Raw genomic sequence first — 25,766 nt, forward strand, 5'->3', positions numbered from 1 at the left:
ACAGAGCAAACCATTATCATAAGTTTGTTACTTGGCTTAGGCCACCTCGCGATTTAATAGCCCCCTTTTTTAGTAGCTTGGTATTAGTTTGTTAAAGTAATAATACTGTAACGATGTTTTGTAATAATTTTGGCATTAATTATGAATTTGAGAATAGCAATGAAACGGTTTGGTCTTTTACTGATTCTTTTTACACTTTTACCGTCATTGGCATCCGCATGGTGGAGCGATGAATGGGGTTTTAAGAAAAAAATAAGTTTTGATACAAAAAAACTTCAACAAGATGGCGTAACGATACCTGAAGATGCTTTTGCCCTGATTAGGTTGCATACAGGTAATTTTACCTACTTTATGGATCTTGCCGAGAAGGGAAAAGATATCCGTGTGTTGGCCGCTGATGAGGCAACACCATTAAAGTTTTATATTGAAAAGCTAGATCCCGTCAATGAAATGGCGTTTATTTGGGTCAAATTGCCTAAGGACATTGCCACCAACCCTGAACCTAGCTTCTGGCTATATTATGGCAATGCGCAAGCCGTTGATGGTCAAGACGTAGCCGGTTCATTTGATGTCAGTGAAGTGCTTGCTTTTCAATTTGATCAAACAGCAATTAAGGATTTGACTGCATACGCGCAACAAACTTCGGAAGCGACGGCAACTAATAGTGAAGGTGGTTTGATCGGTGGCGCGGCAGTGTTCGATGGCAAGCAAATTATTCGGATATCCGATGCACCTTCCTTAGCCATGTCGCCGGCTACTGGTTGGACGGTTGAAACGTGGGTAAAGATTGACCAGGCTCAACAAAGCACCGTGGTTTTGCAAAGGGCTGGTTTTACATTGCTTTTAAAAGAGCAAACACCTTATCTACAAGTCACCGATGCTTCTGGAAAAAAACAAGAGCTTGCCGCCACGACGCCGTTGACTCTTGCTACTTGGCAACATTTGGCGGTTGTCGCCACATCAAGCAATATTACGCTGTATGTGAACGGAGCGGCGGCAGGTGAATTTCAGGTAAGTTTGGCGGAATTGTCCGGCGAAATGACCCTCGGTGCAGATGCCAATGGAGCAAAGGGCTTTTCAGGATCGGTGGATCAATTTTCAATTTACAAAATCGCCCGCAACGCTAATGCGGTAAAGTTCGATATGCAAATGCAGGGTGCAAGCTCGGCAGTATTGGCCTATGGCGAAGATTCCACACCGGATAGTGAAGAAGGCGAATCTTACATTATGGGTACGCTAAATAGCGTGACCATAGACGGTTGGGTCATTATCGGCATCTTGGGGATTATGTTCGTGATTAGTTGGATGGTGATGATATCCAAAGCAATTATCCTTAACCGTACCGGCAGCCAAAACAAAAAATTTGAACAAGCCTTCGGCAAACTTAGCATGAAAGAGATTACATCATTGAATAGGGAAGATGACGAGGATGATGAAGATTACGAAGAATCGCCCATGTTGTTGTCATTGACATCAGATGAAGGTAATTTTAAGGGTTCTTCAACCTATCGTATTTATCATGTTGGCGTAGAAGAAATGAACCATCGTTTGGCTAAGAATAAAGGAACTGACGAGACTTTAAGCCCTCAAGCCATGAATGCAGTAAAAGCTTCAATGGATGCCGTGTTAGTTAGAGAGTTGCAAAAATTGAATTCGCAAATGGTGTTGCTGACCATTGCAATTAGTGGCGGCCCTTTTTTAGGCTTGCTGGGTACAGTAGTTGGGGTGATGATCACTTTCGCCGCGATTGCTGTTAGTGGTGAAGTCAATGTCAATTCGATTGCGCCTGGTATCGCCGCAGCTTTAACTGCAACTGTTGCTGGTTTAATGGTTGCGATTCCTTGTCTGTTTGGTTACAACTACTTGGGCGGGCAAATCAAATCAATTACTGCAGATATGCATGTATTTGTTGACGAGTTTATCGCTAAATTGGCTGAAGAACATACCTAATCGATTATCTGAGCAATAAGTTATGAAAGTACAAGAAGAAAATGCTGCCTATGACGAAATTAACGTCACTCCGATGTTAGATTTGGCCTATGTATTATTAGTGGTGTTTATTTTGATGACTACCGCATCCGTGCAAGGTATTACTGTCAATTTACCTAAAGCGAGTGACACTCCTAGTTTGGCTAAGCCGCAAACCAAGGCCATTACTATAACCGAAGATGGCAGTATTTTTCTGGATACTTATCCTGTGACAATGGAGCAACTGGAATCAATGTTACAGCAATATAAAGCAGTAAACCCTGCCTTGCCGGTTGTAATAAAAGGAGATTCCAGCGTGCAATATGTCAAAATCGTTGATGTGCTGGCATTGCTGGGCAAACTGGACATTACCCAAATCGGGTTAGTTACTCAAAACCTGGTTAAATAACACCTGAAACGATGACTAAGAAAAAGCACCTTCGGGTTTATCTGCCTACCATTTTAGGTGGGATTTTTTTGCTGGCTGTCACGGTATTAATTATCGATGCAATTAGTAATATTGAAGAAAAACCCGATAAAAAAGAGCGTAAGGTACAAAAAATTACCTTAACAAAACCCCCGCCCCCACCTCCACCACCACCCAAAGTGGAGAAACCGCCAGAACCCGAGGTTGAAAATAAAATAGACCAAGCTCCCGAGCCTGAACCCGAAGAAATGCCAGATGTTGCTGATGAACCGCCACCAGGGGATTTAGGTCTGGATGCTGAAGGTTCAGCAGGTTCAGATGGGTTTGGGTTGGCGGCACGTAAAGGTGGGAAAGGCTTGCTAGGCGGTGGCGGTAACGATCCATATGCTTGGTATGGCGGAATTATTAAAAACGATATTTTGGATATTCTTTCTGAGCACGAAGAATTGCGACGTAAAGGCTATACTGCAATCATCAAATTGTGGGTTGATATAGACGGTTCAGTAAAACGCTTCGAATTGGCGAAAGGCAGTAATGACAGTGACATAGATGAGTTGATTAACCAGTTGCTGAATAGGTACAAAAAAGTCAATGAACCGCTTCCACCTGGAATGGAACAGCCGATTAAGCTAAGAATTACTTCAAGAATCTAAATTAATTTACAGGTAATAGAATGGATAATAAAAAGCAGCTAATGGTCATGGTGCTTTGTGGCATGGCAAGCATAGCTCAGGCAGGTGAAAAGGAAGAATTGCTCAAGCTACGCAATACCACAACTAATTTAATCAAAGAATTGGTAAAACAAGGTGTTTTGAGCGAAAAAGCCGCCGAAGACATGATCAAAAGAGCGGAAGCCGATGCTGAAGCACAAGTTGCCCAACAAGCCAACGAAGCCGGTCAGAATGAAATAGCACCTGAACCCGGTGAAGTGCGCGTCCCTTATGTCCCTGAATTTGTGAAAGATGAAATTCGGCAACAAGTGCGTACTGAATTACGTGCTGATGTGGTTAAAGATGTTATGCAAGAGGCTAAAACTCAAAAATGGGGTGTTCCAGATGCCTTGCCTGAATGGATTAGCCGTTTTAAATTATCTGGAGATTTGCGTTTGCGTTCGCAAAATGATTTTATGGCTGATGATAATATTAGCGGGCCAAACGTGTATTCTGAATATCCCAATATCCAGGCTATCAATCAAGCCGGTGGCTTGAATAAAGTGGGGGAATTACATCGTGGTGTCAATACTGAAAATGACAGGCATCGTTTTCGTGAGCGTTTGCGTATTTCGTTAGATGCAAAGGTTGCCGATGGCCTGAATGCAGGAGTACGTCTTATCACCAGTAACTTGATTGATCCGGTTTCTACCAATCAAACCCTAGGTAATTCAAGTGGTCAGTATCAATTCAATATTGATAGGGCATTTCTTAAATACGATGCAGTAAATAATAAGGGATTCAAGTGGTTGACTGTTAGTGGTGGTAGGATAGCCAACCCTTGGTATGTCGGTGGTGGTGAGTTTACAGGTGGCAGTGAGCTGGTCTGGGATACAGATTTATCCTTTGAAGGTTTTGCTGTAACTGCCCGACATTCACTAGATAGTTACAATAAAAATACCCGTGATATTTCTAAATCTGCCCCTCATTCAGTTTTTATTACGGCGGGTGCGTTTCCTTTGCAGGAATCTGCTCTTAGTTCTAAAGACAAATGGTTGTTCGGTTCGCAAATCGGTTTGGATTGGGGCTTTGATAATCACGACGCGTTAAAAATGGGCGTAGCTTATTATGATTATGAAAATATTAAGGCTAAACCTAACACCAGTTCGGCTAGCCAGTTTGTTTGTAGTACAAATAATGCGGAAAACAGTTTATCAGTACCCCAATTTATGCAGCTTGGCAACACCTTGGCGTTAATTTGTAACGAGGATGCCACTACTCCAGGTCAGTATGGCCTAGCGGGGGATTATAAAATTGTCAATGTCTCTGGGTCTTATGACTTATCAATATTTGCCCCCCATCATTTAATTTTGGGTGCTGATTACGCCAAAAACGTAGGTTTTAGCGTTAATGATGCTGAAAAAACACGGTTTTTAACGCCTGGTACCAGACCTATTAGCGACGAAACTCAAGCTTGGCAAGTCAGGGTGGATTTTGGCTGGCCCAAAGTATCCCATGCGGGCGAATGGAGCGTGTTTACCTTTTATAAATATGTTGAAAGGGATGCAGTGCTAGATGCCAATACAGACTCTGATTTCCATTTGGGTGGGACTAATGCCAAGGGCTGGGTTTTGGGCGCCAATTATGGTCTGATGAAAAATGTCTGGGCTACTGGCAGATGGTTGAGCACAGATGTAATCAGTGGTCCAAAATATAGCAATGACGTTTTGCAATTAGATTTGAACACAAGCTTCTAATGACTGCGGATAACAACATCATGAAATCATTGCTGTGGATAATATTGTTGGCTGGAATTTCTGGAGGCGTTGTTTCTGCCGCCCCAAGGGAAGCTGGTAGTGGAAGTGCTAAGATTGTCAATAAATTGCAGACCATGGTGAAAGAAATCACTGGCGAACGTGATTTGCTTAAAACTGAAAATGCTAAAGTCACCACTGAATTAGAGGCGTTAAAAACCCAACTGAAACAGGATAAAGAAGCGGCTACTGCTACCCAAGAGAAACTGACGGCAGATCTGGGTACACAGAAAGCGGCAAGTGACGAAGTACAAAAACGCCTTGATAACACGACAGCGAAATTACGCGAAGTTATTGAAAAATACAATGCGCTAAATAAAGCCAAGAACGAATTGGCTATCACTTATGCCAATTTGCAAAATACTCAACAAGCAACTTCGGCTGAATTAAAAGCTTGTGAAAGCAAAAACATAAAAATGTACGAAGGTGCAAAAGAAGTTATTGAAGGTTACCAAAATTGCCAAAAACGCGGCATTATGGACACAATAATTGGAACTGAACCGTTCTCTCAGATCAAGGATGTTGAGTTTGAAACCATTATGCAAGGCTACGAGGATAAACTGAGAAAACAAAAGTATCAGACTAAAGCCGCTGCAATTCCCGTAGCGAGTCCCGTGACCCAATCCCCCAAGCCTGTTCCATCTCAAACGGCTAAACCGGCGGCACCAACTTCATCTGCACCAGCAAATCCTGTCAAAAAATAGCCATTTGAGCGGAGCAATCATCCATTTGGCCAATTGATTGTATGTACTCGTCCTGTAGAATTGCTTCTGTTTCTACAGGACAGTAAGGTCATACTTCATAATCAATCATTCGTTTTAGAAACTTTCTGTTAAGGGATTTCTGATTGAATCCTTCGAAAAGCTTTGCACAAAAGTTTTGTCTGCGGATGGATAGACGGCATAATTTTTAAATATCAGCCAATTCTCGTTTGTTTCTATTTTTACCCAATCTTCATGATGTTGCCAATGACTTATAGCAACTGGATTTAACCATGATACCCATAGCGTGCAGTTTAAGATTTTTACCCATTATCTGTTTAATTTCTGGCCTGTCGGCCTGTAATAATGCTGATGTTCAAAGGGATAAATATATCGGACAAGGCCGGCAAGCATTCAAGTCCGGTGATTATCAAACGGCACAAACTGCGTTTAATAACGCGATTGGCAGTGATCCCGAAAATAGTGCTGCGCATTATCAAGTGGCTGAAGTGTTGGTCCAGCTTGGTGATATAGAAAGTGCTGTTAGCCAATATCAGGCGGTGATTAAGCTGGATGCCCGGCATGTTGAGGCCCGCATAAAATTGGGCAACATTTATTTGCTTGCAGGAAAAGCCGAACTTGCCGAGAAATTGGCTAAAGAGGCGTTGGCAATTGCGCCGGATAATACCGATGCAATAGTTTTATTAGGCAGTGTTTTTGCCGCACAAAATAATAGCGATGCGGCGTTCGCCAAGGCGCAAGCGGCATTGGCAAAAAAACCGGACGATGCCGCGGCGACATTGTTGTTGGCGACACTGCATGCAAAAACCGGCAAAGTGGATAGCGCGCTTGCCTTGTTACAACAGTTTGTTGAAAAACAGCCAAATAACGTAACCGCGCATGTAATGTTGGCTAATTTGTATAATCAGCTCGGTCAAAAAGATAAAGCGCAAGCCCTGTTGGCGGCTCTCGTCAAAATCGAACCCCAGCAGCTTGAACATCGCAAGCGCCTCGCAGTGTTCTTGATGTCACAAAATCAGCGCGACAAAGCTGAAAATGTGTTGCGTACAGCGGTTACGGAATTGCCTGACAACGAACAGGCAAAACTGATGTTGATAGAGTTTTTGGCGACCCGGCATCCTACTGAAGTCGCTATGGCTGAATTGTTGCCGATGTTGGACTCAGACTCCAATAATTATGAGCTGCGTTTTAAATTGGCAGATTTACAATGGGCACAAAACCAGCCAGATAAAGTTGAAGAAACCCTAAATGATATTATCGAACTTGATAAAAATGGCAGGCAAACAACCAAGGCGCGGAATAAATTGGCCCGTTTGTATAAAGCGACACAACGTTTTGATGAAGCCAAAGCCTTGGTGAAAATTTTATTGGCCGATAATGCCAATGACAGTGACGCGCGTATTTTGAACAATGAAATTGCCTTGGCTGAACATCGTTTAGCCGAAGCCATCACCGGATTCAGGGCAATCCTTGCCGAGCAACCTAACAATATCCAAATTTTAAAATTGCTGGGCGCGGCGCATTTAGCGAATGGTGAGCCGATATTAGCCCGCGAAAATCTAGCCAAAGTCATTGAAATTAACCCTAACGACGAAACGGCACGGCTGGATTTGGCCAATCTATTATTGCAAGCAGGGGCAAAAGAGCAGGCGACAGAACAGCTTAATGCCTTGTTCAAGCTGAATCCCAACAGTAAAAATGGTTTGGAAGCTTTATTCCGAATTTATATGGCCCAGAAACAATGGGATCAGGCTTTACAAATGGCAAGACGGTTGGAAGATGTCTATCAAGACGATGCCACGGGCTTTTATATGTCTGGCCTTGTTTACCAGGCCGCTGGGAAACTTGATAAAAGCGCCGTTAGTTTTGCCCAGGCTTTGGCTAAACAACCTGAAGCCGTAGAACCTCTGACCCAATTGGTAAAAACTTATCTGGCCTTAAAACAAGCAGATAAAGCGGTGCAGAAATTACATGATTTGACCGTGCAAGAGCCTAAGCATTTTTATGCCTATTCTTTGCTAGGCGATGTTTATGCCCATGAAAATAAAGCCAATGAAGCGATAACCGCTTATCAAAAAGCAATCGAAATCAAACCGGAATGGGCGGATTCATATCGCCATCTGGCACTTGTTTATCTTAACCGTAAACAAACCGACAAAGCGGTTGAAATCCTCAACGAAGGCAAGCAGAAAACACATAACGCCTTGGATTTGGCTGCGGATTTGGCGGCGATTTATCATCGGTCTGGCGATTATCAGCGTGTCATCGCCTTGTACGAAGAACTTCATCAACAAAGCCCACATTCCTTAGCCATACGTCAACGTCTGGCAAGTTATTTGTCCACTTATGCGGGCGATGAAGCCAATCTGGTGAAAGCGGCAAAAATAGCCGAGCCGCTTGCAAACAGCAATAATCCTGGGATGCTTGATACCGCTGGCTGGATTGCCTACCAACAAAACAATCATCAAAAAGCCCGGTTAATTTTGTCCAAGGCCAAACAGCTCGATGCCGCCAATCCAGAGATTAACTACCATTTGGGCATGACTTATTTTAAACAAGGTGAGCAGAAACAAGCCAAAGAGTGTTTGGAAAAAGCCATTGAAAGTAAACAAAAATTTACTGGGCTTGACGAAGCAAAAGCGACTTTGAAGGCCTTGGGGAAAAGTGGTTGGTAACTTAGATCTTTGATGGCCAGAAGCTCGACAGGGTTGCCTGATGCGTTTATTGTTGGAACAAATCCGTTCCAGCTCCAGTTATCTTGAAAATATTAAAAACCGTTTGTGCTTATCTTGGATAGTCTGGTGCGGTAATTTGTATTGAAAAAATATGGCATGGCTTATATCCTGAGCAAAACAACGCCTTTTAATTTTCATCCCATCAGGAATAAACATGTCCAGCATAGAAAAAGCAGCAATTGAGCAGTTGCTAAAAACGTTTATCGACCCGAATCACGGCGTCGATTTGGTCACGGCGAAATCGGTTAAAAGCATTTCGATAGACGGTGGTCATGTCGGCGTCAAGATCGAACTCGGTTATCCGGCCAAAAGCATCATCCCATCGTTGCAAGCCGCTATTGGGCAACATCTCAAGAGTTTGGCGGAAATCGAAACCTTAAGCGTAGAAGTCACGGTGAAAATTATTTCCCATGCCGTGCAGCAAGCTTTAAAACCCCATCCGCAGATAAAAAATATCATTGCCGTTGCGTCCGGTAAAGGCGGGGTCGGCAAATCCACCACCGCAGTGAATCTCGCCCTGGCCTTAGCCGCAGAAGGTGCGGTTGTCGGTATTTTGGACGCCGATATTTACGGCCCCAGCATTCCGACTATGCTGGGTCTCTCTGGCTCACCGGAAAGTCATGATAATAAGACTATGATGCCTAAAGTGGCTTACGGTGTGCAAACCATATCCATCGGTTATCTGGTGCAAGCCGAGCAGGCAATGATTTGGCGCGGCCCTATGGCAACCAATGCCTTGCAACAATTGCTCCGTGATACCAACTGGGATAATGTCGATTATCTGATTGTCGATTTGCCTCCTGGAACGGGCGATATCCAGCTCACGCTGGCGCAACAAATTCCAGTCAGCGGTGCAGTCGTCGTCACCACGCCGCAAGACATTGCCCTGATAGATGCACAACGCGGCTTGAGCATGTTTGCAAAAGTCAACGTGCCGGTGTTGGGTGTGGTCGAAAATATGAGCCTGCATATCTGTTCCCAATGCGGTCATGAAGAAGCTATCTTTGGTGCGGGCGGCGGTGTGGCAATGGCGGAGATCAATAAAGTCGATTTTCTGGGGGCCTTGCCACTGGATATTAACATCCGCCAAGATGCCGACTTGGGCAGGCCCACCGTTGTCGCCGATCCAGATAGCCGTGCCGCTGAAATTTACAAAACCATTGCCCGCAAAACTGCCGCCAAATTGGCATTAAAAGCCAAAGATTTCAGTTCGCGATTTCCGACGATTGTTGTGCAAAATAGTTAAGCACTTTTACCGCAACGTGTCCGTTGGTAGGCGAGTTGCGGTCAATCTATGATAAACTTTTAATCCTTATTTAATTCAGGTGATTACACAACTATGAGCATTAAATGCGATAAATGGATACGCCGCATGGCGCAACAGCACGGCATGATCGAGCCGTTTGAATGCGGTCAAGTCAGGGACGCAGGCAGCGGGCCAATCATTTCTTACGGCACATCCAGCTATGGCTACGATGTCCGCTGTGCAGACGAGTTTAAAATTTTTACCAACATCACTTCAACCATCGTCGATCCGAAAAACTTTGATTCAAACAGCTTTGTTGACCTAAAGGCAGATGTTTGCATTATTCCTCCCAACTCCTTTGCCTTGGCCAGGACTGTCGAGTACTTCCGCATTCCGCGTGATGTGTTGACTATTTGCCTGGGCAAATCGACTTATGCCAGATGTGGGATTATTGTCAACGTAACACCTTTGGAACCAGAATGGGAAGGGCATGTCACCCTGGAATTTTCCAACACCACGACCCTTCCGGCAAAAATCTATGCCAATGAAGGCGTGGCGCAAATGTTGTTTCTGGGGAGTGACGAAGTGTGTGAAACCTCTTATAAAGATCGCGGCGGAAAATACCAAGGGCAAACAGGCGTGACATTGCCAAAGGCTTAAAAAATTGTTGACTAGATTGGATGCTTGTGTGATAGGCAAGCACCTTTCTCTTGGCGGTTAAATTATCCATCGCCATCCCGCCTGTCTATTCCGATTAATGCTCTTAAAGCGGAACAAATTTCTGTGAACTCTTCTGGGAATTCGTTTTTGAGAATGGCAGCCGCCTATTTGTAATCGTACACTTCGTAAAGGTCGGCTATATTTTCTGGAATATATTCTTGCCAAGCCATTTAGATCTTCACCAAAACTTCCCCACGCCCCATCTCCGCCATATCCCCCGCGTATCGCTGCACCCGATTAAAAGCCTCGGCACTGTCCGCGAATCGTGAATTAAGCATCTTAAACGCATTAAACAGCATCGGCAAAAACGCTAAAGTATGTGTACCGCAATCGTTAAAGCTCGCGGATAACTGCGGCGGGTTCCACAGCAATAAGGTGCCTCGGCGCATCGCATAGCCCAGATAGCGTCCGGTCTGGCCCATGACGGCGATGGTTCCGGCGGTCATGCGTGAGCCGCAGTAATCGCCTGCGTTGCCTTCGATCAGTATCGTGCCGCGCCGTAAATGGTCGCCGACGCGCTCGCCCGCGTTGCCTTTGACCAGAATCAGGCCGCCTTTCATGCCCATTTTGTTGCCTGGCAACGCGCCGCCTAAAAAGTCGCCGGTGTCGCCAGCGATTTCCAGATAGCCTTTTTTCATTTCGCAACCGGCATACAAGCCCACATTACCGGAGACTTTAATCTCGCCGGATTTCATGCCCATTGCCAGATACGCGCCCGCGTCGCCTTCGACCGTGATCGTGCCGCCGTCCAGCTCTTTGCCGATAAAATCCAGTTTGCCGAAGCTGTTTTTGATGATGATGTTTTGTGTGTCTGAACCGGACACGTTGAACAATTCATCCACACGCAGTTTGCGTTTGCCGCTTTGCAATTCAATCGCGGCGATGTCGGACGGGTCTTTGTCTTGCAAGAGTTGGCAGACCAGCGGCGATAGGTCCACGCGCTGGGCGGGGCGGGTTTTTAAAGTGAATGTCAATGCGCTCATGCCATGATCTCCTGTAAGTGAAAGTGGAACGGCCCCAGTTTGCCGCCATAATTGCCCGCGCTGATGCGTTGGATGCCGTTCGCCGCGCCCAAATCGCACACGGCCTGGATGCCGACACGCATGGCTTTATCAATGTCTTCTTTGGTCAAGCCGTCGATGACGATTTCCATTACCGATTCACAACCGGCGGGCAATTCTGATTTGGTCATGCCTTTTAAAGTCGGGCAAAACGCATCATTGGTGGATGCGCCCAAGGATTTGTATTTGGAGCCGACTTTAGAGCCGGAGCGCACCACGCCGCCAGGGAAGGGCATGATGACATTGGGGATTTTCCGCATGGCTTCGATGGCGGCTTCACAAGCGGCGAGGGCTTGTGGCTGCGATTCTGCCAATACTAAGAAGTTACCGCCGCCGACTGCGCTGACTTGTCCGGTGGTGGCTTCGGTCAAAAATTCGCCATCCATCACCGGAACGCGCCAGTAGCGTTTTCCGGCTATGACTTTGGCGATTTGGAAGCCGTCGCCAAAATAGCGCAGGTTTTTGCCCAGCGGGATTTTGGTGTCGCTTTCGATGCCAGCGAATAGGGCGGAAGTCGGTGAGGTGAGTACGCATTGCCCGGCACGGGTTTCCAATTGCTTCGCCAAACCTTTGCCGCCCATCGCAAAAATCATCACCGCCACGCCGGGACGACCGTCTGGCGTTTCTTCTGGGCTTAACGTGCGTTCAATGCCCGCTTCACAGCCACAGGCGATCACCGACGTGGCAAAGCCCGTCATGGCAAGGGCTGCGATCATCGCCCATTTTTCATTCTGCGCCGTGATAATGGCGCGGGTCGCCTTCATCGGAAAAGCTTCCGCGAAGGTTGCGTCGATGGTTACACCGTTAATAATCATAGGGTTTTGCTCATTGTTGATATATTTTTAGTTTTCGAGTGAAGGAACAAATTCCAAACCGATAATTCTTTCAAAGTGCCGTAAATTGCTAGTCGCCAGTTTTAACCGATGATGCAGGCTGGTTGCACCGATAAACAAGTCTTCCGCTTCGATTAACTGACCTTTTTGTTTCAAATCCTTATAAATTTCTGCGGCTTGCTCCGCACAAGCGGCATCAAAAGGCAAAATCTCCATGTTGGCAAACATCGTTTTCCAGTAACGGTCTTCATTCTGATTGTCGCCACGTAATAACTCGTATACCGTAATGCTTGAAACTGCGAAACGATAGCCTTGTATCGAAAGTTGGTAAAGTAAGGTTTTGCTCTTTTCCATTTTTTTCGTCCGTTTATGGGCAATAAGCACATTCGTATCCAGGCAAATCAGGGCCATTGGTTAAAATGCTTCCTTTTTTCGTCAATTGCCTGGTATTCCTCATCTGTCATTTCCGGGCTATCAAGCAAAAATCGCTGGAAGTCACTTGAATCTGTGTTGTCGTCGGCGGACAAAATAATGAGTTCGACTCGTTTGGCGGTAAAGTTTTTTGGCAGGTTGATGTGAATGCTGCCGTCAACGACTTCGGTGTATTGCTTGATGGCTTGCATCTGTTTTTCTCCTTAGGGCTGTGCAGGTTCAATGCTGCGGTCTTGGCGTTGCTCATTTTGCCACGCCACGCCATCGACTCTTGTGAAAATATCCAGCGCGACAGCATTATCCAACGTGTTTTTTAACCGTTCTTTGCGTTGCTGATGGTTATTTATCATTGTGTGTTGGGTTTGTTTTTGTTCTAAAAACAAAACAAAGTCAAACACTTCCGCTTGCTGTGCTGGAGATAAGGTTTTCGCGTGTTGTTGGATTATTTCATCTAAACACATGGTTTTTTCCAGACTATGTTTTTGTAGGCCAGATCATCTGGCAGCATTAAACGGTAAACCTGTTTGACAAGGGTTGAATTCTACACACTTCAATCGTTACCTAAAAAGTTCACTGTGCGAACCAAGCCGCGCCAGTTGCAATGTATTGTCATCGGGTTTTCGATAAATCAGCAACAAATCAGGCTTGATATGGCATTCACGAAAGCTGGCCCAGTTTCCATTTAAGCCGTGATCCCGCTGGCTTTCTAACAAAGCTTGATCGCTTGCCAAATTAAGCAAAATACTTTCGAGCAATTGTTCAATATCTTTATGTTTGGGCGTCGCTTTGATGCGTTTGTAGTCGCGTTTGAAGACGGAAGCGTATTCAATCGTCCGCATTTAGGTCTGCCATCAAGGATTTTATGCTATCAAAACGCACCCCGTCGCCCTGTTCCAATTCGTGCATAGCCTGCATAGTTTCTGCATTGGGAATAGCAAACGGCAATCGGTGTTCCGCCGCTATATTTTCCAATAACAGGCGTACGGCATCGGCTACCGAAAGCCCCATTGTCGCTAGGGTTTCGGTGGCTTCTACTTGTACGGATTCGTCAATTTGGAACGTTATGGTCGCCATAAGAACCTCTAGTTATTTAAAGGATGCACGGTAATGCTGCCACGCCCATCCTCAGTAATCTCATCATCACTCATCTTAAAATTACCCAGCTTCATGGTCAGGTAACGGTCAAAATAGTCTTTCAAGCCTTTTTCCACAGACGGATCAAAATCGGGCTGGACCACATGCGTTGTTCCCCATTTAACGTGGACGACTTTGCCATCAACAACAACCAACTCGCCATCTTTAAACACATAATCCGGTTTCTCGAACATTTGTTCGCGGTTGGGGTTGTCGGTGTAGACGGTGATGTCCGCCCACGCTCCGCAACCTAAATGACCACGGTCTTTCAGGCCGATCAACTTGGCTGCGCCGGCGCGGGTCATGATGGCGATTTCTTGCAAGCTGTATTCGCGGTCGATTGATGCCAGCGTGGTGCACAATTGCGCTTCAGGATGGATGGTCGCCAGCATGTCGTTGCGGAACGATTTGTCCATCAGCAAGCGGATCAAATGCGGGTAGCTGGTGAACGGTGCGCCGTTGGGATGGTCGGTGGTCAGGAAAATCCGCCACGGGTCATCGACCAACAGGAAGGTTTCCAAACCTATCGCCCATTGCAAGGCGTTGACGAAGTTCTGGTCTTTGTATTTGAACGGCACGATGCCACAACCGGCGTCGCATTCGATGTCCATCGTCACCCATTTGTTGGGGCTGGCGTGTTTGTGGTTGGCGTGTTGGCGCATACTGTCGCCGGACGCGGTGACGGTTTGCCCGAACAAAATTTGCCCGACATCAATGGTGATATTCTTGTTTTTATTGATGGCTTCGGCAATCTGCGCCGCGCCGGAGGAGAATTTGAAATCGCCTTCCGTGCCGTAGCTGTGGAATTGGATGTGCGTCAAGTGCATGGGCAAGCCGCCGATGCCTTGGATGGTGTCCAGCGTGGTTTGCACGTTGCCGGGCACGCCTAAGTTACAGCCGTGGACGTGTAGCGGATGGCTGACACCGATTTCTTTAACCGCAGTTGCCAACACTTGCAAAATATCGCGTGGGGTTACGCCGTAATGGGCGTTTTGCTCGTCCAAATCCAGTTTGCGTTGGTTGAATTTGAAGGCGTTGATGCCGCCAGGATTAACGACTTTTACGCCGATGGCTTTGGCGGCATTCATCGTCCACGCCACATAATCGTTAATGGCTTTTTGGTCTTTTTTGGCAGTGAGCATCCGCAGCAAATAATCATCGCTGCCGAGCATGACGTAACCGCCTTTGTCCAAAATGGGGATGTCGCCCATTTCCATGTGTGCTTGGCGGGCGTTGATGGGCAATAGCGCAGGTTCAAACCCCGCTGTGTAACCCATTTCTGCGTAACGGTAGCCAGTCACAAACGTGCTGGGCATCGCGTGTCCGCAACCGGAACGGCAGATATGGGTGCTGGCGACAGGGTCTTGGCGGTGATCTTCCGGCAACAAGGTGCGGGCGATATTGCCCTTGCCGCCGCCGATGTGGGTGTGCATGTCGATAGCGCCGGACATGACCACCTTGCCTTTTAGGTCGTATTCTTTGTCAGGTTTGGCTTCCGCTGGCGGGTTGATGATGCGCCCGTCTTGGATGTAAAGGTCTTGTTGAAGGCCTGCAATGCCAGCGGCGGGGTCGTAGATAGTGCCGCCTGTGAGTTTGATTAACATGGGGTTTCCTTAGAATGTATTGTGCCTGTTAGGTTGAACTGAGCCTTAAGCTCCCTACACGGTTAAATTTTTACAGTATTCCGCCGCTACCCGTAGCTAAGGGAAATATTTATAAATATCTTTGCGAGGTAAAATACGAGCAAATATTATCGTGTCATCAACGATTCCGATTCGATAGTCAGCCAAACGAATACGGTAAAAACGCTCATAGCCTTGCATTTTTTTCATGTGCTTGATGCTTGATAAGTTATCCGCCAATTTACAATCTTCGATAATCTTTTTCATGCGGTTTAAAATTTTGGGGTCTTGAATGGCGCGTAAATCTTTAGCAAATCGAGCCTCAAATTTTACCTTCATTCGTGCTTGCCGTTTAAGATGGCAAAAATCTCCTCTTCCGGGACAAAATCATCCTTCCTGCCTTCGCTGATCGCATTCGCCAGCGCCACTTCTTCCAGCACTTCCAAGAGGATTTCATGAAAAATCCCACGCTTATCCTTGATAAGGCCAATCATGACTTCTGTTAGCAAAGCTTTGGTTTTTTCATCGTCTAGTGATGCAACGGCATTCATTTTATACCCCTCAATTCATCTAATCCCATTCAAATTCCAGCATACCCGTTTTGCAAACCACCAGAGCTTGTCCTGGCTTCATCAGTATCACGGCAGCGCGACGGCTTTTTAACATGCCAAATCCCGCCGTAGTTTGCTCGGCGTTAGCATCGCTCAGGCGCAATTCAATGTGGTCGCCTACGATGGTGGCCTGCATTTTACAGCCAGCATTTATACCCGATTGTTCCCGAATGCTTTTGGGGAGGGTGATTTGCCCTTTGCTGGTTACAGAGGTGGTTTGCATGATGTCCGTTTTATTAATGCTATGTGTAATTGACCCAAGGTCATTTAATCTTCCGCCCAAGTATCAAATATCTCGTTCACACTCATTGCCAATTCTGGAAATAGATACGGCACGGCCATATCGTCGTTGGTGTACATGTGTTGCAATTCATATTTTTGTTGTGCGTTTAATACGAATTGGTGAATGGTTTGGTGCCCAGGGAACACTAGCCAATATTCCGTCACGCCACTTTCTTGGTAAAGCCCATATTTGGTATGGATTTCCCGTTTGGCTGTGCCTTTAGAGAGAATTTCAATAATCCAATCGGGCGCGCCGTTACAGCCTTGTTGGTCGAGTTTTTCTTCCGGTTGGCACACAACACAAATGTCCGGCTGGACAACGGTATGTATCTCTTCGTTTTTTAAGATCGATTTTTTGCGGTCATAAAGCCGGACATCAAACGGTGCGGCATAAACGCGGCATTTTTTGTGTTTGAAGTAGGGCAATAAACAACCAAGCAAGTTGCTGGAAATATCCTGATGCCTGACATTCGGCGCAGGTGACATCATCATAATCTTGCCTTTGATTAACTCCACCGCTTCCTTTAACTGCCATGTCAAATAATCGGCATAGCTGTAGCTTTGGTTTAAATCTAGTTGTTTGAGATGGATGATCTTGGGCATAAGCTTTTAATTTGTAGGGGTGGGTTGCCTAATGCGCCTACTTTGGGTAGGCGTTAGCCGTAACCCAACAATCAAGGCTATAAATGTTGGGTTACGCTACCATGCCCTTTTGGGTAAACTCAACCTACATTGCTGTTCTATCGCATTCATAACGTCTGCGGTACTCGGCAAACCCGAATCACGCAATTTTTTCAAACGGATAGCAACGACATTATCCATACGATAAGCATGTCCGGCATGGTCAATGCCCGGCGTACCCACGGGAATAAACACATCCGGTTCTTTGCTGAAAGTCATGCCGGAACGGCCGATTACAATGGTTGGTAATTCAGTCACAGGCGGAACGGAGGCGACGTTAAATGCTTGCACCCAAACCAGCGCATCCGCTTCGCCGTTTGCCAGCAAGTCGCGGGAATCGTTCAGGAACGGGTCGTATTCGGGATAATCCCGGCTAAAGCGTGTCCGCGCCGGATAGCCAGTCGTCCAGCCACAGACTTGGTTGGCGGTTTGGTCGCCTTCTTTCCCTGCCAGCGGCAAGCCGGAGCAGCGGGTGTTTTGGTCATTCAGGTCTTTAATCATTTCTGACAGCATTTGCACTGTCAATTCGGCTTGGCTGTAAGCCAATGCGCCAGCAGCCCAAGTGACTACGCCGTATTTGGCGGCTTTCAACTGGTCGGCTATGGTTTGCAAATCAGCGATGGCAATGCCAGCGACGCTTTCGGCGCGGATCGGTTGTTTTTTGACCAGGGCGCGTAGCACCGCCAGCACTTCCGGCAAATCTGCCGTAGCGCATTCCCAAACGTGCGCTTGGTTGCCGTTCGGCGAGGTGGAGGCGTCGCCGGATGGGGCTTTGCCGAGATAAACCACTTGCCGCTGGCTGGTGTCTTCAACAAACATCGCCTCCGTCCATAAATGCCGCTCGAAAAATCGTGGTGCGAAGGCTTCCAAATCGGTGCCGACAATCAACAACAAATCGCAACGGTTTTTCACTTCCGCCAATGTCGTGTTCATCCAGCCAGAATCTTGCAAGGCGAGGAAGTTATTGCGGGCGCCGACGAAATTCATATTATCGACCACTGCGCCACAACGGTCAGCTAAAGCCAAAAGCCCGCGCATCCCGTTGACATCGGTCGCACAGCCGCCGATCACGGGTAGATTGGTGGCCTTTAACAGCGTTGCTGCTTTGGCAACGGCAATCTCTAAGCTGACTTCTTTACCATCTACGCGCGGGTGGGTGTCAGTGATGGGCTGTTCAAACAGCGGCGTGTTGACCGCGCAGCCGTTGGCCGTCACTTTCAGCGATACGCCGTCAACCTGTATGGTTAGGTCATCGGTGCCGATACCACAAAAAGGACTGGGTACTTCTGTTATTTCAGTCATTAAACTATCCTTTGATGTTATTTTGATGGCTAAAAACGCCGGTTGCCGACGTAGATTGCTGGTATTCTAGCCTGAATTTGTCAGACTGTCTTGAAGCACACGACAGTAAATAGTCAGTATTATGAAAAAGGGAAATTAAAGAGATTAGAATTTTTAGTCGCTTTGATTTGGAAGGATTGTTCTGAAATGTCTGTTGAGAGGCCAAATAAGTTTTTATGATGTTTGATTAACAGCGTATATGGGCTATACTTTGTACCAATAAAGCCACTATAATTATCAAAGTAACAACAATTTTTTTTGTGGGTTGTTTAAAAACTATAGTGTTTTTGGCGTTTATTAATCTACAAAAGATTTATCGCCGGGAAAGCGTATTAAATATTTTTGTATGGCTCAAAATATAAAGGCTTGATTTATATTTTGATTTACTTGTTTTTCCCCCCTTAACCCTCTAGGAAAATTTTATGAAAAAATTACATGTATTGGCCCTTGCTACATTGACTGGTGTAGGCATGGTGTCCTTGGCACAAGCTGATGAAGTTGTTGATAACAGATGGTATGTTGCGCCTTTTGGAAGCTATGTCCGCACCGGTGGTGATCGTGGTGCTGAAGATGGTTGGGGCGCGGGCATGGGCGTTGGCAAAATGCTTGACAAGCATTTTAATGTTGAATTAAAAGGTTTTTATCAAGAATTCGATAGTAAACCGAAGAGTCAAGGCGAGTGGCAATTAGCGGGTGGAACGGCTGAATTACAATACTATTTCTCACGAGGCAAATTAGCTCCATACACAGTGGTCGGCGCAGGTGGAATGAATACTTCCGCTCACGGTGTTGATGCGGCTTCATTTATTGGTGAAGCTGGCGCAGGTTTGTCTTTTGAAGTGAATGATAATTTGTTCTTGCGTGGTGATGTCCGCTACCGCTATAACAACAATTTTGATGCCACATTTGGTCGGAATGATGATGAATTCCACGACATGGTGGTCAATGTCGGATTTGTCGTGCCATTCGGCCCAAAACCGGCGGCGCCGGCTCCATTTGTAACGCCGGCTCCGGTTGAAAAAGCGATAGATTGTTCAACAATGGATTCAGATGCCGATGGTGTCAATGATTGCCAAGACAAATGCCCTGCAACTATAGCGGGCAGCAAAGTTGATTTTGAAGGTTGCCCAATCAGCCTGGAACTTAAAGGTGTAAACTTTAAAGTGGACTCAGCGGAATTGACTGTCGATGCAATGGGTATTTTGGATCGTGTTGCTGCAAGCCTGAACGATTATCCTGAAAAAGACGATATTGAAGTGCGTGGACACACCAGCAGCGAAGCCAGTGACGCTTATAACCTGAAGTTGTCACAAAGACGTTCGCAATCAGTGGTTAATTACCTGAAAATGAAAGGAGTCACCAACCGTTTGTCCGCTAGAGGTTTTGGTGAAAGACAACCGATTGCTGACAATGCTACTGAGCAAGGAAGATCGTTGAACCGCCGCGTTGAATTGATCTGGATGGGTAAATAATCTTCTCGACAAGTCCTTGCTGTTGAAAAAACCCGCCGTAATGGCGGGTTTTTTTATGGTCAAAAATTAATCCGTTACGTGCGGATTTGCCTAGCGATAACAAATGCCATATCAGTTGGGGGCGGACTTTAGGCTATAATTTCGAGAATCCATCAAACCAAGATGGTTTTTTATCAACAGGAAGCCGTTAATTATGCGTTCACCCGCGTCAGAACTATCTCAAACCATCTACCATTGCCGACAATCTTTCCAATCCGCCGCTATTTTTAGCCTGTTCATTAATCTGCTGATGCTGTTGCCCGCCATTTATATGATGCAGGTTTATGATCGCGTGTTGGGCAGTAACAGCACATCAACGTTGCTCATGCTGACGCTGTTGGCGGTGGTGTTGTTTGCCATGTTGGGCGCATTGGAATGGATACGTTCACAAATTTTGATTCGGGTCAGCGCCCGTTTCGATGTCCTGTTGAATGAACGGCTTTATAAAGTCTTGTTCCGCCAGGCCCTGGTCAGCGGAGGCAAAAGCAGTACCCAGCCGTTGAGTGATCTGCTGGTGTTACGGCAATTTTTAACCGGCAATGGTTTGTTTGCTTTTTTTGATGCACCTTGGCTGCCTGTGTATGTCGGTTTGCTGTTTTTATTTCATCCGACTTTTGGCGGGGTTGCCATTGTTTCCGCCATTTTGTTGATTTTATTGGCGATATGGAACGAGCGGGCGACCCACGACGATTTGGAACAGGCTAACCGCGTGTCGGTGGAAAGCGCCAACATCACGGCACGCAATCTGCGTAATGCCGAAGTTGTCCACGCCCTGGGGATGTTGCCGGATTTAATGTCACGCTGGCAAGACAAGCAGCAAAAATTGATCATGTTGCAGGCCGTTGCCAGTGAAAAAGCGGGTCTGATCGCCGCTTTGTCAAAAACTTACCGGTTGACGATCCAATCGCTAATTTTGGGCTTAGGCGCATGGTTGGCAATAGAAAAGCAAATCAGCCCGGGTGTCATGATCGGCGGTTCGATTTTGTTGGGCAGGGCCTTGGCCCCGATTGATTTAATGATAGGGAGCTGGAAACAATTTTTATCGGCGCGTACCGCTTACGAGCGGTTGAATATCTTGTTGGCGCAATTTCCTGTGGAAGCCGAACGTATGCCATTACCTGCGCCTAAAGGCGAATTGAGGGCGGAACAAGCCGTTGTTGTGCCGCCAGGTTCCAAGATTGCCGTTATCAAAGGGATTAATTTTGTCATTCAACCCGGCTCTTTTGTCGCTTTGATTGGTGCTAGCGCCTCCGGCAAATCCACATTGGCGCGTACGCTGCTGGGCATCTGGCCGGTGGCAAATGGTGCGGTGCGCCTTGATGGCGCGGATGTGTCCCAGTGTGACCGTAACTTGATAGGCCAATACATGGGCTATCTGCCGCAAGATATAGAATTGTTTGACGGTAGCATTGCCGAAAACATCGCCCGGTTTGGTGAAGTGGACAGCAATAAAGTGGTTGCAGCGGCGCAAGCGGCAAGTGTGCATGAGATGATTTTGCATCTGCCGCAAGGTTACGATACCGAGATAGGAAGCACGGGCGGGATGTTGTCGGCAGGGCAGCGCCAGCGTGTCGGCTTGGCGCGGGCTTTATATGGCGAACCGGTGCTGGTGGTGTTGGACGAGCCGAATTCCAATCTCGATGACCAAGGGGAGCTGGCGCTTGCTAAGGCCCTGTCGGCATTGAAACAGCGCGGTAGCACCATCATCGTGATCACCCATCGTGTTGGAATTTTAAGTTTGGTTGACCGCATCATGGTGTTGAACGAAGGGGCATTGGTGTTGGATGGGGCGCGTGATGAAGTGCTGGCGAAACTTAACCAGCGGCAATTGCAACCGGCCGCCCAAGGAGCGTCGGCATGATTCCGGTTGACAAACAAGCCATTAATAAACAAGCTCTTGATAAACAAGCTTTTGATAAACGTCCTCTGGATAAACAAATGGACATGGATATAAACCGCTATGCCGATGACCGCCCGATACGCCACCTGGGCTATTTTATGGTCATTTTGATTTTTGGTTTTTTTGGCGCGTGGTCGGTGTTGGCGCCGCTGGGCAGTGCGGCTTTGGCTCCCGGCAGCGTGGCTGTGGAAGGTTACCGCAAGACCGTGCAGCATTTGGAAGGCGGCATTATCAAAGCCTTGCATGTGCGTGATGGCGACAGCGTCACCAAAGGCCAAGTCTTGATCGAATTGGAAGACACTTCGTCACGGGCGCAACTGGAAACCTTGCGAGGCCAGTTGTTTTCGGCATTGGCGCGGGAGGCGCGTTTAATTGCCGAACGCGACGGCAAAGCGGCCGTGGGCTATCCTGGACTGTTGAAAAACGAGCGTGGCGATCCCCGTGCCCAGGAAGCGATCCGGGTGCAAGACCAATCCTTTGCCGTGCGCAAACATTCGCGCAATGGCGAAATCGGCATCTTACAAGAGCAACGCCAGCAATTGGCCACCAAAATTGAAGGCATTAGGGCACAAAAATACAGCCGTAACAGCCTCGTCGATTCCCTTAGTAAAGACTTGGTCGATTTTCGTGCCATGCTAAAAGAAGGCTATGTCGAAAAACAGAAAGTGACGGAACTGGAACGGCGATTGGCGGAAGCCCGGGGCGATGAAGGGGACTTCACCGCCAATATTGCCACCGCGCAAAACCAAATCAGCGAAACCTCGCTGAAAATCCTGCAAATTGAGAAAGAATTCCAGCGTCAGGTCATAGACGAGCTGAGCAAGGTGCAGACCGAGCTTTCAGAATTACGCGAAAAAACCCAGTGGTTGGATGACACCGTCACCCGAACGGTCATCAAAGCCCCCGATGCGGGCATGGTGCTAGGTTTGACCGTGCATACCCTGGGGGCGGTCATCCCGCCTGGCGGGCATTTGTTGGACATAGTCCCGCAACAGGAAAAACTGCTGATAGAAGCGCAGGTTTCGCCGATAGATATAGATCGGGTGCATATCGGGCAAAGCACAGAAATCCGTTTTAGTGCGTTCAAAAGTGCGAAAACGCCGAAAGTTGCCGGACGATTGATCGCCTTGTCCGCAGACCGCTTAAGCGATGAAAAGAAAGAAAACAGCTATTACCTTGCCCGTGTCGAGGTCGATCAGGAAGGGCTTAAGGAACTGACCAAACGGGGGCTGATTTTATTGCCGGGTATGCCGGCTGAAGTCTTGATCAACACGGGAGACCGCACTTTTTTTGAATATCTGGTGCAACCTTTAAGCAATATATTTGCCCGCTCGTTAATTGAGGACTAAGTTGATGCGTTACCCGATAGTTTTATCTTTGCTGGCTACATTGAGTGCGCCAGTGGCGGCGGATGATTTATTGTCGCTGTACCAACGCGCCGTGCTGGCTTCGCCCGAACTGAACAGCAGCGAATATTCGTTGGACGTGGTCAAGGCCCAGGAAGACCAGGCTTTTGGTAAATTATTGCCGGAGGTGAGCGTGGTCGGTAACTATTCTTTAAACCGCTTCCATCAGGAAGCGGCGGGATTCCGTCGCGCATTTACCAGCGATTACCCTGGTACGCGGGCCAGTGTCAACTTACAACAACCGTTATTTGATTTGCAGGCGTATTTACTGATGAAAAGCCAGCAATCACGCACTTCGCAATACGAAGAAAACCTGCTGGCCGCCCATCAAAAACTGATTGCCGATTTGATCGAGCGTTATATCAACGCCTTGAAAGCCAAAGATAAAAATGAAATCATTGCCGCCGAATTAGCCTCCACCGAAAAACAACTGGCCCGTGTCGATGCCATGCACAAGCGGCAATTGGCGATGGTGACCGATTTGTACGAACTCCAGGCGCGTACCGAAACCTTACGCACCAACTTGATTGACAGCGATAACGACGCCCGGATTGCGTTGGAAAAATTGCGTGAATTGACGGGTGATGCGGTGACCAGTATCCAACCGGCGCGTCTGGATGCAACACAGCTTCCGCCCGAAAACGGTATTGAAACCTGGGTCAAACAAGCCGGGCAGATCAACCCGGAATTGCAAGGGCTCAAACACGCCGTCGAATCGGCCCGGCAAAGCATCAATGCTTACCGCGCCGGGCATTTGCCACGCATTGAATTGCAACTTAGCGGCACCTACAGCGACACCGTTTATAACAACCAGACCACGTCGCCTTACGATATAGGCACAGCCGCCGTCCAGGCCGTCGTGCCCATTTACGAAGGCGGCATCACCAGCGCCAAGGTCGGGGAAGCGGAAGCGCGGAAAAAACTCGCCGAAGCCGAACTTGAAAAGAAACTGCGGGAACTGGAGCAAATGACGCGGGCGGCTTATCTGGACATGGTCACTTCACCCAAACGCAGCCAAGCCACTGACCGGCAATTGCAAGCCAGTGAACAATCACGGGATGCGATGAAAAAAGGCTATGAATTGGGCGTGGTGACGATAGTTGATTTGCTCAATGCCGAAAAACAATTGTCCGAAGCGCGAAAAGCCCAGCGCGAAGCGCGTTACCGTTATTTCATGGCCCGCAGTTCATTATATTTCCAAACCGGTGGCTTGATAGGCGATGAGCTTATAAAATTCAACCAATGGCTGGTTGCCGACGCCCGCGCCAAAAAAGCACACTAATTGGGATGCCACTTCTATGCTTAGGATTTGACCATTAATAACTTCCTGATATTAAGACCTGACGGGTTTTTGAAACCCGTCAGGTCTAGAGTTTCAAGAATGGTTCAGGGAAGTTATTTTTAGCCAAATCCTTAGGAATGTGCATGGAATAAATTCGCGGATCAAGACCTGTCAGGTTTCTTGTGCCCCAGAGGGTATGAAAACCTGACAGGTCTGACGAGCCGGTGCGGAAATTATTCCATGCCCATTCCTTAAGTTTCTAGGGTTAAATCTCGCGATAGGATTAGACCTGTCAGGTTTCTTGTGCCCCAGGGTATGAAAACCTGACAGGTCTGACGAGCTGGTGCGGAAATTATTCCATGCCCATTCCTTAAGTTTCTAGGGTTAAATCTCGCGATAGGATTAGACCTGTCAGGTTTTCAAAACCTGACAGGTCTGACGAGCTGGTGCGGAAGACCTGTCAGGTTTCTTGTGCCCCAGAGGGTATCAAAACCTGACAGGTCTGACGAGCCGAAACTGTTGCGGAATACAAACCTAGGTTTGTATTCCCAAAACACACAAGTCCAGGCTTCCACTTAAAATCTTTAACCCCGTTGCAATTCAACCGCCACCCAAACTTGTTTGGCTTTTTGACTTAGCCGTGACCATGAAATTATTAATAGAATATTTGCAGCTTTGCTGGTTTATCAATAATCCCATAGACTTACACCCTTCCAGGGCGTTTTTGTGGAAAAACATCGGGTTTTATGTCATTTCGGGAATCATTGTCGAAGCCAATATCAGCGACCCTGCCGATGCGACGCTGGAAGTGGCGATGCGGACGATGGTCGCCTTGCTGTTGCTGTCCATGCAAATACTGTCCACCAAAAAATCATCGGTCTTTTACCAATTGCAGACCGCCGTTTTTATGTGCGAAAACTTTATTATGACCCTGGGGATAGGGGTCGAAATCTTCGATGCGTTTGCACAAGGCACGCAATATGAAGAATACCCGATTTATCTGGGTGCGCTGTTGGTTCTCTGGTATTTGGCAATTATCAGCTACATTTTCAAGCGCGTGTTCGGGTTCCATTATGCCCGCTGCATCGGCTTGGCTTTCTTGTATTTTGGCTTGACTTACGGCGGGCCATTTTTGCTGATGGAAGTGATGTGATGGCGGGTAAGTGGGCCGTTGCCCACAGTTAAGAGTTTAATTTAATTAAAACCCGACCTACATTGATATTAACCACAAAAACATAATCGTAACCGCATGAATATTATTAAGTTAATGACGATGCTTTCTTAGCCTTAGGATTTGGCCATTAATAACTTCCCGATATTAAGACCTGACAGGTTTTTGAAACCTGTCAGGTCTAGGATTTCAAGAATGCTTCAGGGAAGTTGTTTTT

General features: G+C 47.1%; 26 protein-coding genes. 13 read left to right on the forward strand and 13 right to left on the reverse strand.

Annotated features, from left to right (window positions below):
* Positions 1 to 141: 141 nt before the first annotated feature.
* The 8 genes from PHH59_RS01805 (at position 142) to dcd (ending at position 10,222) form a co-directional block, all read left to right on the forward strand.
* The gene (locus tag PHH59_RS01805) at positions 142 to 1,950 is read left to right on the forward strand and encodes a DUF2341 domain-containing protein (protein ID WP_300010294.1); all 1,809 of its coding nucleotides are present in this window, start codon (positions 142 to 144) and stop codon (positions 1,948 to 1,950) included.
* 22 nt (positions 1,951 to 1,972) lie between these two features.
* The gene (locus tag PHH59_RS01810) at positions 1,973 to 2,377 is read left to right on the forward strand and encodes a biopolymer transporter ExbD (protein WP_300010296.1); all 405 of its coding nucleotides are present in this window, start codon (positions 1,973 to 1,975) and stop codon (positions 2,375 to 2,377) included.
* Between the two features lie 11 nt (positions 2,378 to 2,388).
* Entirely contained in the window at positions 2,389 to 3,048 is a 660-nt protein-coding gene (locus PHH59_RS01815) for a TonB C-terminal domain-containing protein (protein ID WP_300010299.1), read from the forward strand.
* A 20-nt stretch (positions 3,049 to 3,068) separates the two neighbouring features.
* Positions 3,069 to 4,802: a putative porin gene (locus tag PHH59_RS01820; protein ID WP_300010302.1), complete on the forward strand. Its 1,734-nt coding sequence runs from the start codon at positions 3,069 to 3,071 to the stop codon at positions 4,800 to 4,802.
* Between the two features lie 20 nt (positions 4,803 to 4,822).
* Complete coding sequence (locus tag PHH59_RS01825; protein ID WP_300010308.1) at positions 4,823 to 5,563, forward strand: hypothetical protein; 741 nt, start codon at positions 4,823 to 4,825, stop codon at positions 5,561 to 5,563.
* Positions 5,564 to 5,853: 290 nt separating this feature from the next.
* The gene (locus PHH59_RS01830; protein ID WP_300010311.1) at positions 5,854 to 8,256 is read left to right on the forward strand and encodes a tetratricopeptide repeat protein; all 2,403 of its coding nucleotides are present in this window, start codon (positions 5,854 to 5,856) and stop codon (positions 8,254 to 8,256) included.
* A gap of 214 nt (positions 8,257 to 8,470) precedes the next feature.
* Positions 8,471 to 9,562: an iron-sulfur cluster carrier protein ApbC gene (gene apbC / locus PHH59_RS01835; RefSeq protein WP_300010314.1), complete on the forward strand. Its 1,092-nt coding sequence runs from the start codon at positions 8,471 to 8,473 to the stop codon at positions 9,560 to 9,562.
* Positions 9,563 to 9,655: 93 nt separating this feature from the next.
* Complete coding sequence (dcd, locus tag PHH59_RS01840; protein ID WP_300010317.1) at positions 9,656 to 10,222, forward strand: dCTP deaminase; 567 nt, start codon at positions 9,656 to 9,658, stop codon at positions 10,220 to 10,222.
* 230 nt (positions 10,223 to 10,452) lie between these two features.
* On the opposite strand, the gene PHH59_RS01845 is transcribed toward dcd, so the two are convergent.
* The 13 genes from PHH59_RS01845 to PHH59_RS01905 form a co-directional block, all read right to left on the reverse strand.
* Complete coding sequence (locus PHH59_RS01845; RefSeq protein ID WP_300010320.1) at positions 10,453 to 11,265, reverse strand: formylmethanofuran dehydrogenase subunit C; 813 nt, start codon at positions 11,263 to 11,265, stop codon at positions 10,453 to 10,455.
* Entirely contained in the window at positions 11,262 to 12,158 is an 897-nt protein-coding gene (gene fhcD / locus PHH59_RS01850; RefSeq protein WP_300010323.1) for a formylmethanofuran--tetrahydromethanopterin N-formyltransferase, read from the reverse strand. The genes PHH59_RS01845 and fhcD overlap by 4 nt, the downstream gene beginning before the upstream one ends.
* Positions 12,159 to 12,185: 27 nt before the next feature.
* On the reverse strand, positions 12,186 to 12,587 hold the full coding sequence (locus tag PHH59_RS01855; protein ID WP_300010326.1) for a type II toxin-antitoxin system VapC family toxin: 402 nt from the start codon (positions 12,585 to 12,587) through the stop codon (positions 12,186 to 12,188).
* Entirely contained in the window at positions 12,578 to 12,799 is a 222-nt protein-coding gene (locus PHH59_RS01860) for a hypothetical protein (protein WP_300010328.1), read from the reverse strand. Before PHH59_RS01860 ends, PHH59_RS01855 begins: the two co-directional genes overlap by 10 nt.
* A gap of 12 nt (positions 12,800 to 12,811) precedes the next feature.
* Positions 12,812 to 13,069, reverse strand: a complete 258-nt coding sequence (locus PHH59_RS01865) for a DUF2281 domain-containing protein (protein WP_300010331.1) — start codon at positions 13,067 to 13,069, stop codon at positions 12,812 to 12,814.
* A gap of 96 nt (positions 13,070 to 13,165) precedes the next feature.
* Positions 13,166 to 13,447, reverse strand: a complete 282-nt coding sequence (locus PHH59_RS01870; protein ID WP_300010334.1) for a type II toxin-antitoxin system YafQ family toxin — start codon at positions 13,445 to 13,447, stop codon at positions 13,166 to 13,168.
* A complete protein-coding gene (locus tag PHH59_RS01875; protein ID WP_300010337.1) occupies positions 13,434 to 13,682 on the reverse strand; it encodes a type II toxin-antitoxin system RelB/DinJ family antitoxin in 249 nt (82 codons plus the stop codon). The genes PHH59_RS01870 and PHH59_RS01875 overlap by 14 nt, the downstream gene beginning before the upstream one ends.
* An 8-nt stretch (positions 13,683 to 13,690) precedes the next feature.
* Entirely contained in the window at positions 13,691 to 15,346 is a 1,656-nt protein-coding gene (locus tag PHH59_RS01880; RefSeq protein WP_300010340.1) for a formylmethanofuran dehydrogenase subunit A, read from the reverse strand.
* Positions 15,347 to 15,442: 96 nt separating this feature from the next.
* On the reverse strand, positions 15,443 to 15,703 hold the full coding sequence (locus PHH59_RS01885; RefSeq protein WP_300010343.1) for a type II toxin-antitoxin system RelE/ParE family toxin: 261 nt from the start codon (positions 15,701 to 15,703) through the stop codon (positions 15,443 to 15,445).
* Positions 15,700 to 15,915 carry a hypothetical protein gene (locus PHH59_RS01890; protein WP_300010347.1) on the reverse strand — a complete coding sequence of 72 codons (216 nt, stop codon included), beginning with the start codon at positions 15,913 to 15,915 and terminating at the stop codon, positions 15,700 to 15,702. Before PHH59_RS01890 ends, PHH59_RS01885 begins: the two co-directional genes overlap by 4 nt.
* 19 nt (positions 15,916 to 15,934) lie before the next feature.
* Positions 15,935 to 16,198 carry an AbrB/MazE/SpoVT family DNA-binding domain-containing protein gene (locus tag PHH59_RS01895; protein ID WP_300010350.1) on the reverse strand — a complete coding sequence of 88 codons (264 nt, stop codon included), beginning with the start codon at positions 16,196 to 16,198 and terminating at the stop codon, positions 15,935 to 15,937.
* A gap of 44 nt (positions 16,199 to 16,242) precedes the next feature.
* Positions 16,243 to 16,860 (reverse strand): Uma2 family endonuclease, encoded by a 618-nt coding sequence (locus PHH59_RS01900; protein ID WP_300010353.1) that lies wholly within the window; start codon positions 16,858 to 16,860, stop codon positions 16,243 to 16,245.
* Between the two features lie 96 nt (positions 16,861 to 16,956).
* Positions 16,957 to 18,240 (reverse strand): formylmethanofuran dehydrogenase subunit B, encoded by a 1,284-nt coding sequence (locus PHH59_RS01905; protein ID WP_300010356.1) that lies wholly within the window; start codon positions 18,238 to 18,240, stop codon positions 16,957 to 16,959.
* Positions 18,241 to 18,701: 461 nt separating this feature from the next.
* Here PHH59_RS01905 and PHH59_RS01910 point away from each other — a divergent pair, with 461 nt between their 5' ends.
* From PHH59_RS01910 to PHH59_RS01930, 5 genes are all read left to right on the forward strand, one after another.
* A complete protein-coding gene (locus tag PHH59_RS01910) occupies positions 18,702 to 19,751 on the forward strand; it encodes an OmpA family protein (protein ID WP_300010359.1) in 1,050 nt (349 codons plus the stop codon).
* Positions 19,752 to 19,944: 193 nt separating this feature from the next.
* On the forward strand, positions 19,945 to 21,651 hold the full coding sequence (locus PHH59_RS01915; RefSeq protein ID WP_300010362.1) for a type I secretion system permease/ATPase: 1,707 nt from the start codon (positions 19,945 to 19,947) through the stop codon (positions 21,649 to 21,651).
* On the forward strand, positions 21,648 to 23,039 hold the full coding sequence (locus PHH59_RS01920; RefSeq protein ID WP_300010365.1) for an HlyD family type I secretion periplasmic adaptor subunit: 1,392 nt from the start codon (positions 21,648 to 21,650) through the stop codon (positions 23,037 to 23,039). The genes PHH59_RS01915 and PHH59_RS01920 overlap by 4 nt, the downstream gene beginning before the upstream one ends.
* Before the next feature lie 4 nt (positions 23,040 to 23,043).
* A complete protein-coding gene (locus tag PHH59_RS01925; protein WP_300010368.1) occupies positions 23,044 to 24,378 on the forward strand; it encodes a TolC family outer membrane protein in 1,335 nt (444 codons plus the stop codon).
* Positions 24,379 to 25,024: 646 nt separating this feature from the next.
* The gene (locus PHH59_RS01930; protein WP_300010371.1) at positions 25,025 to 25,531 is read left to right on the forward strand and encodes a hypothetical protein; all 507 of its coding nucleotides are present in this window, start codon (positions 25,025 to 25,027) and stop codon (positions 25,529 to 25,531) included.
* Positions 25,532 to 25,766: the final 235 nt, after the last annotated feature.

The organism is Methylovulum sp., assembly GCF_028687615.1.
In the GTDB taxonomy this organism is placed as follows: Bacteria; Pseudomonadota; Gammaproteobacteria; order Methylococcales; family Methylomonadaceae; genus Methylovulum.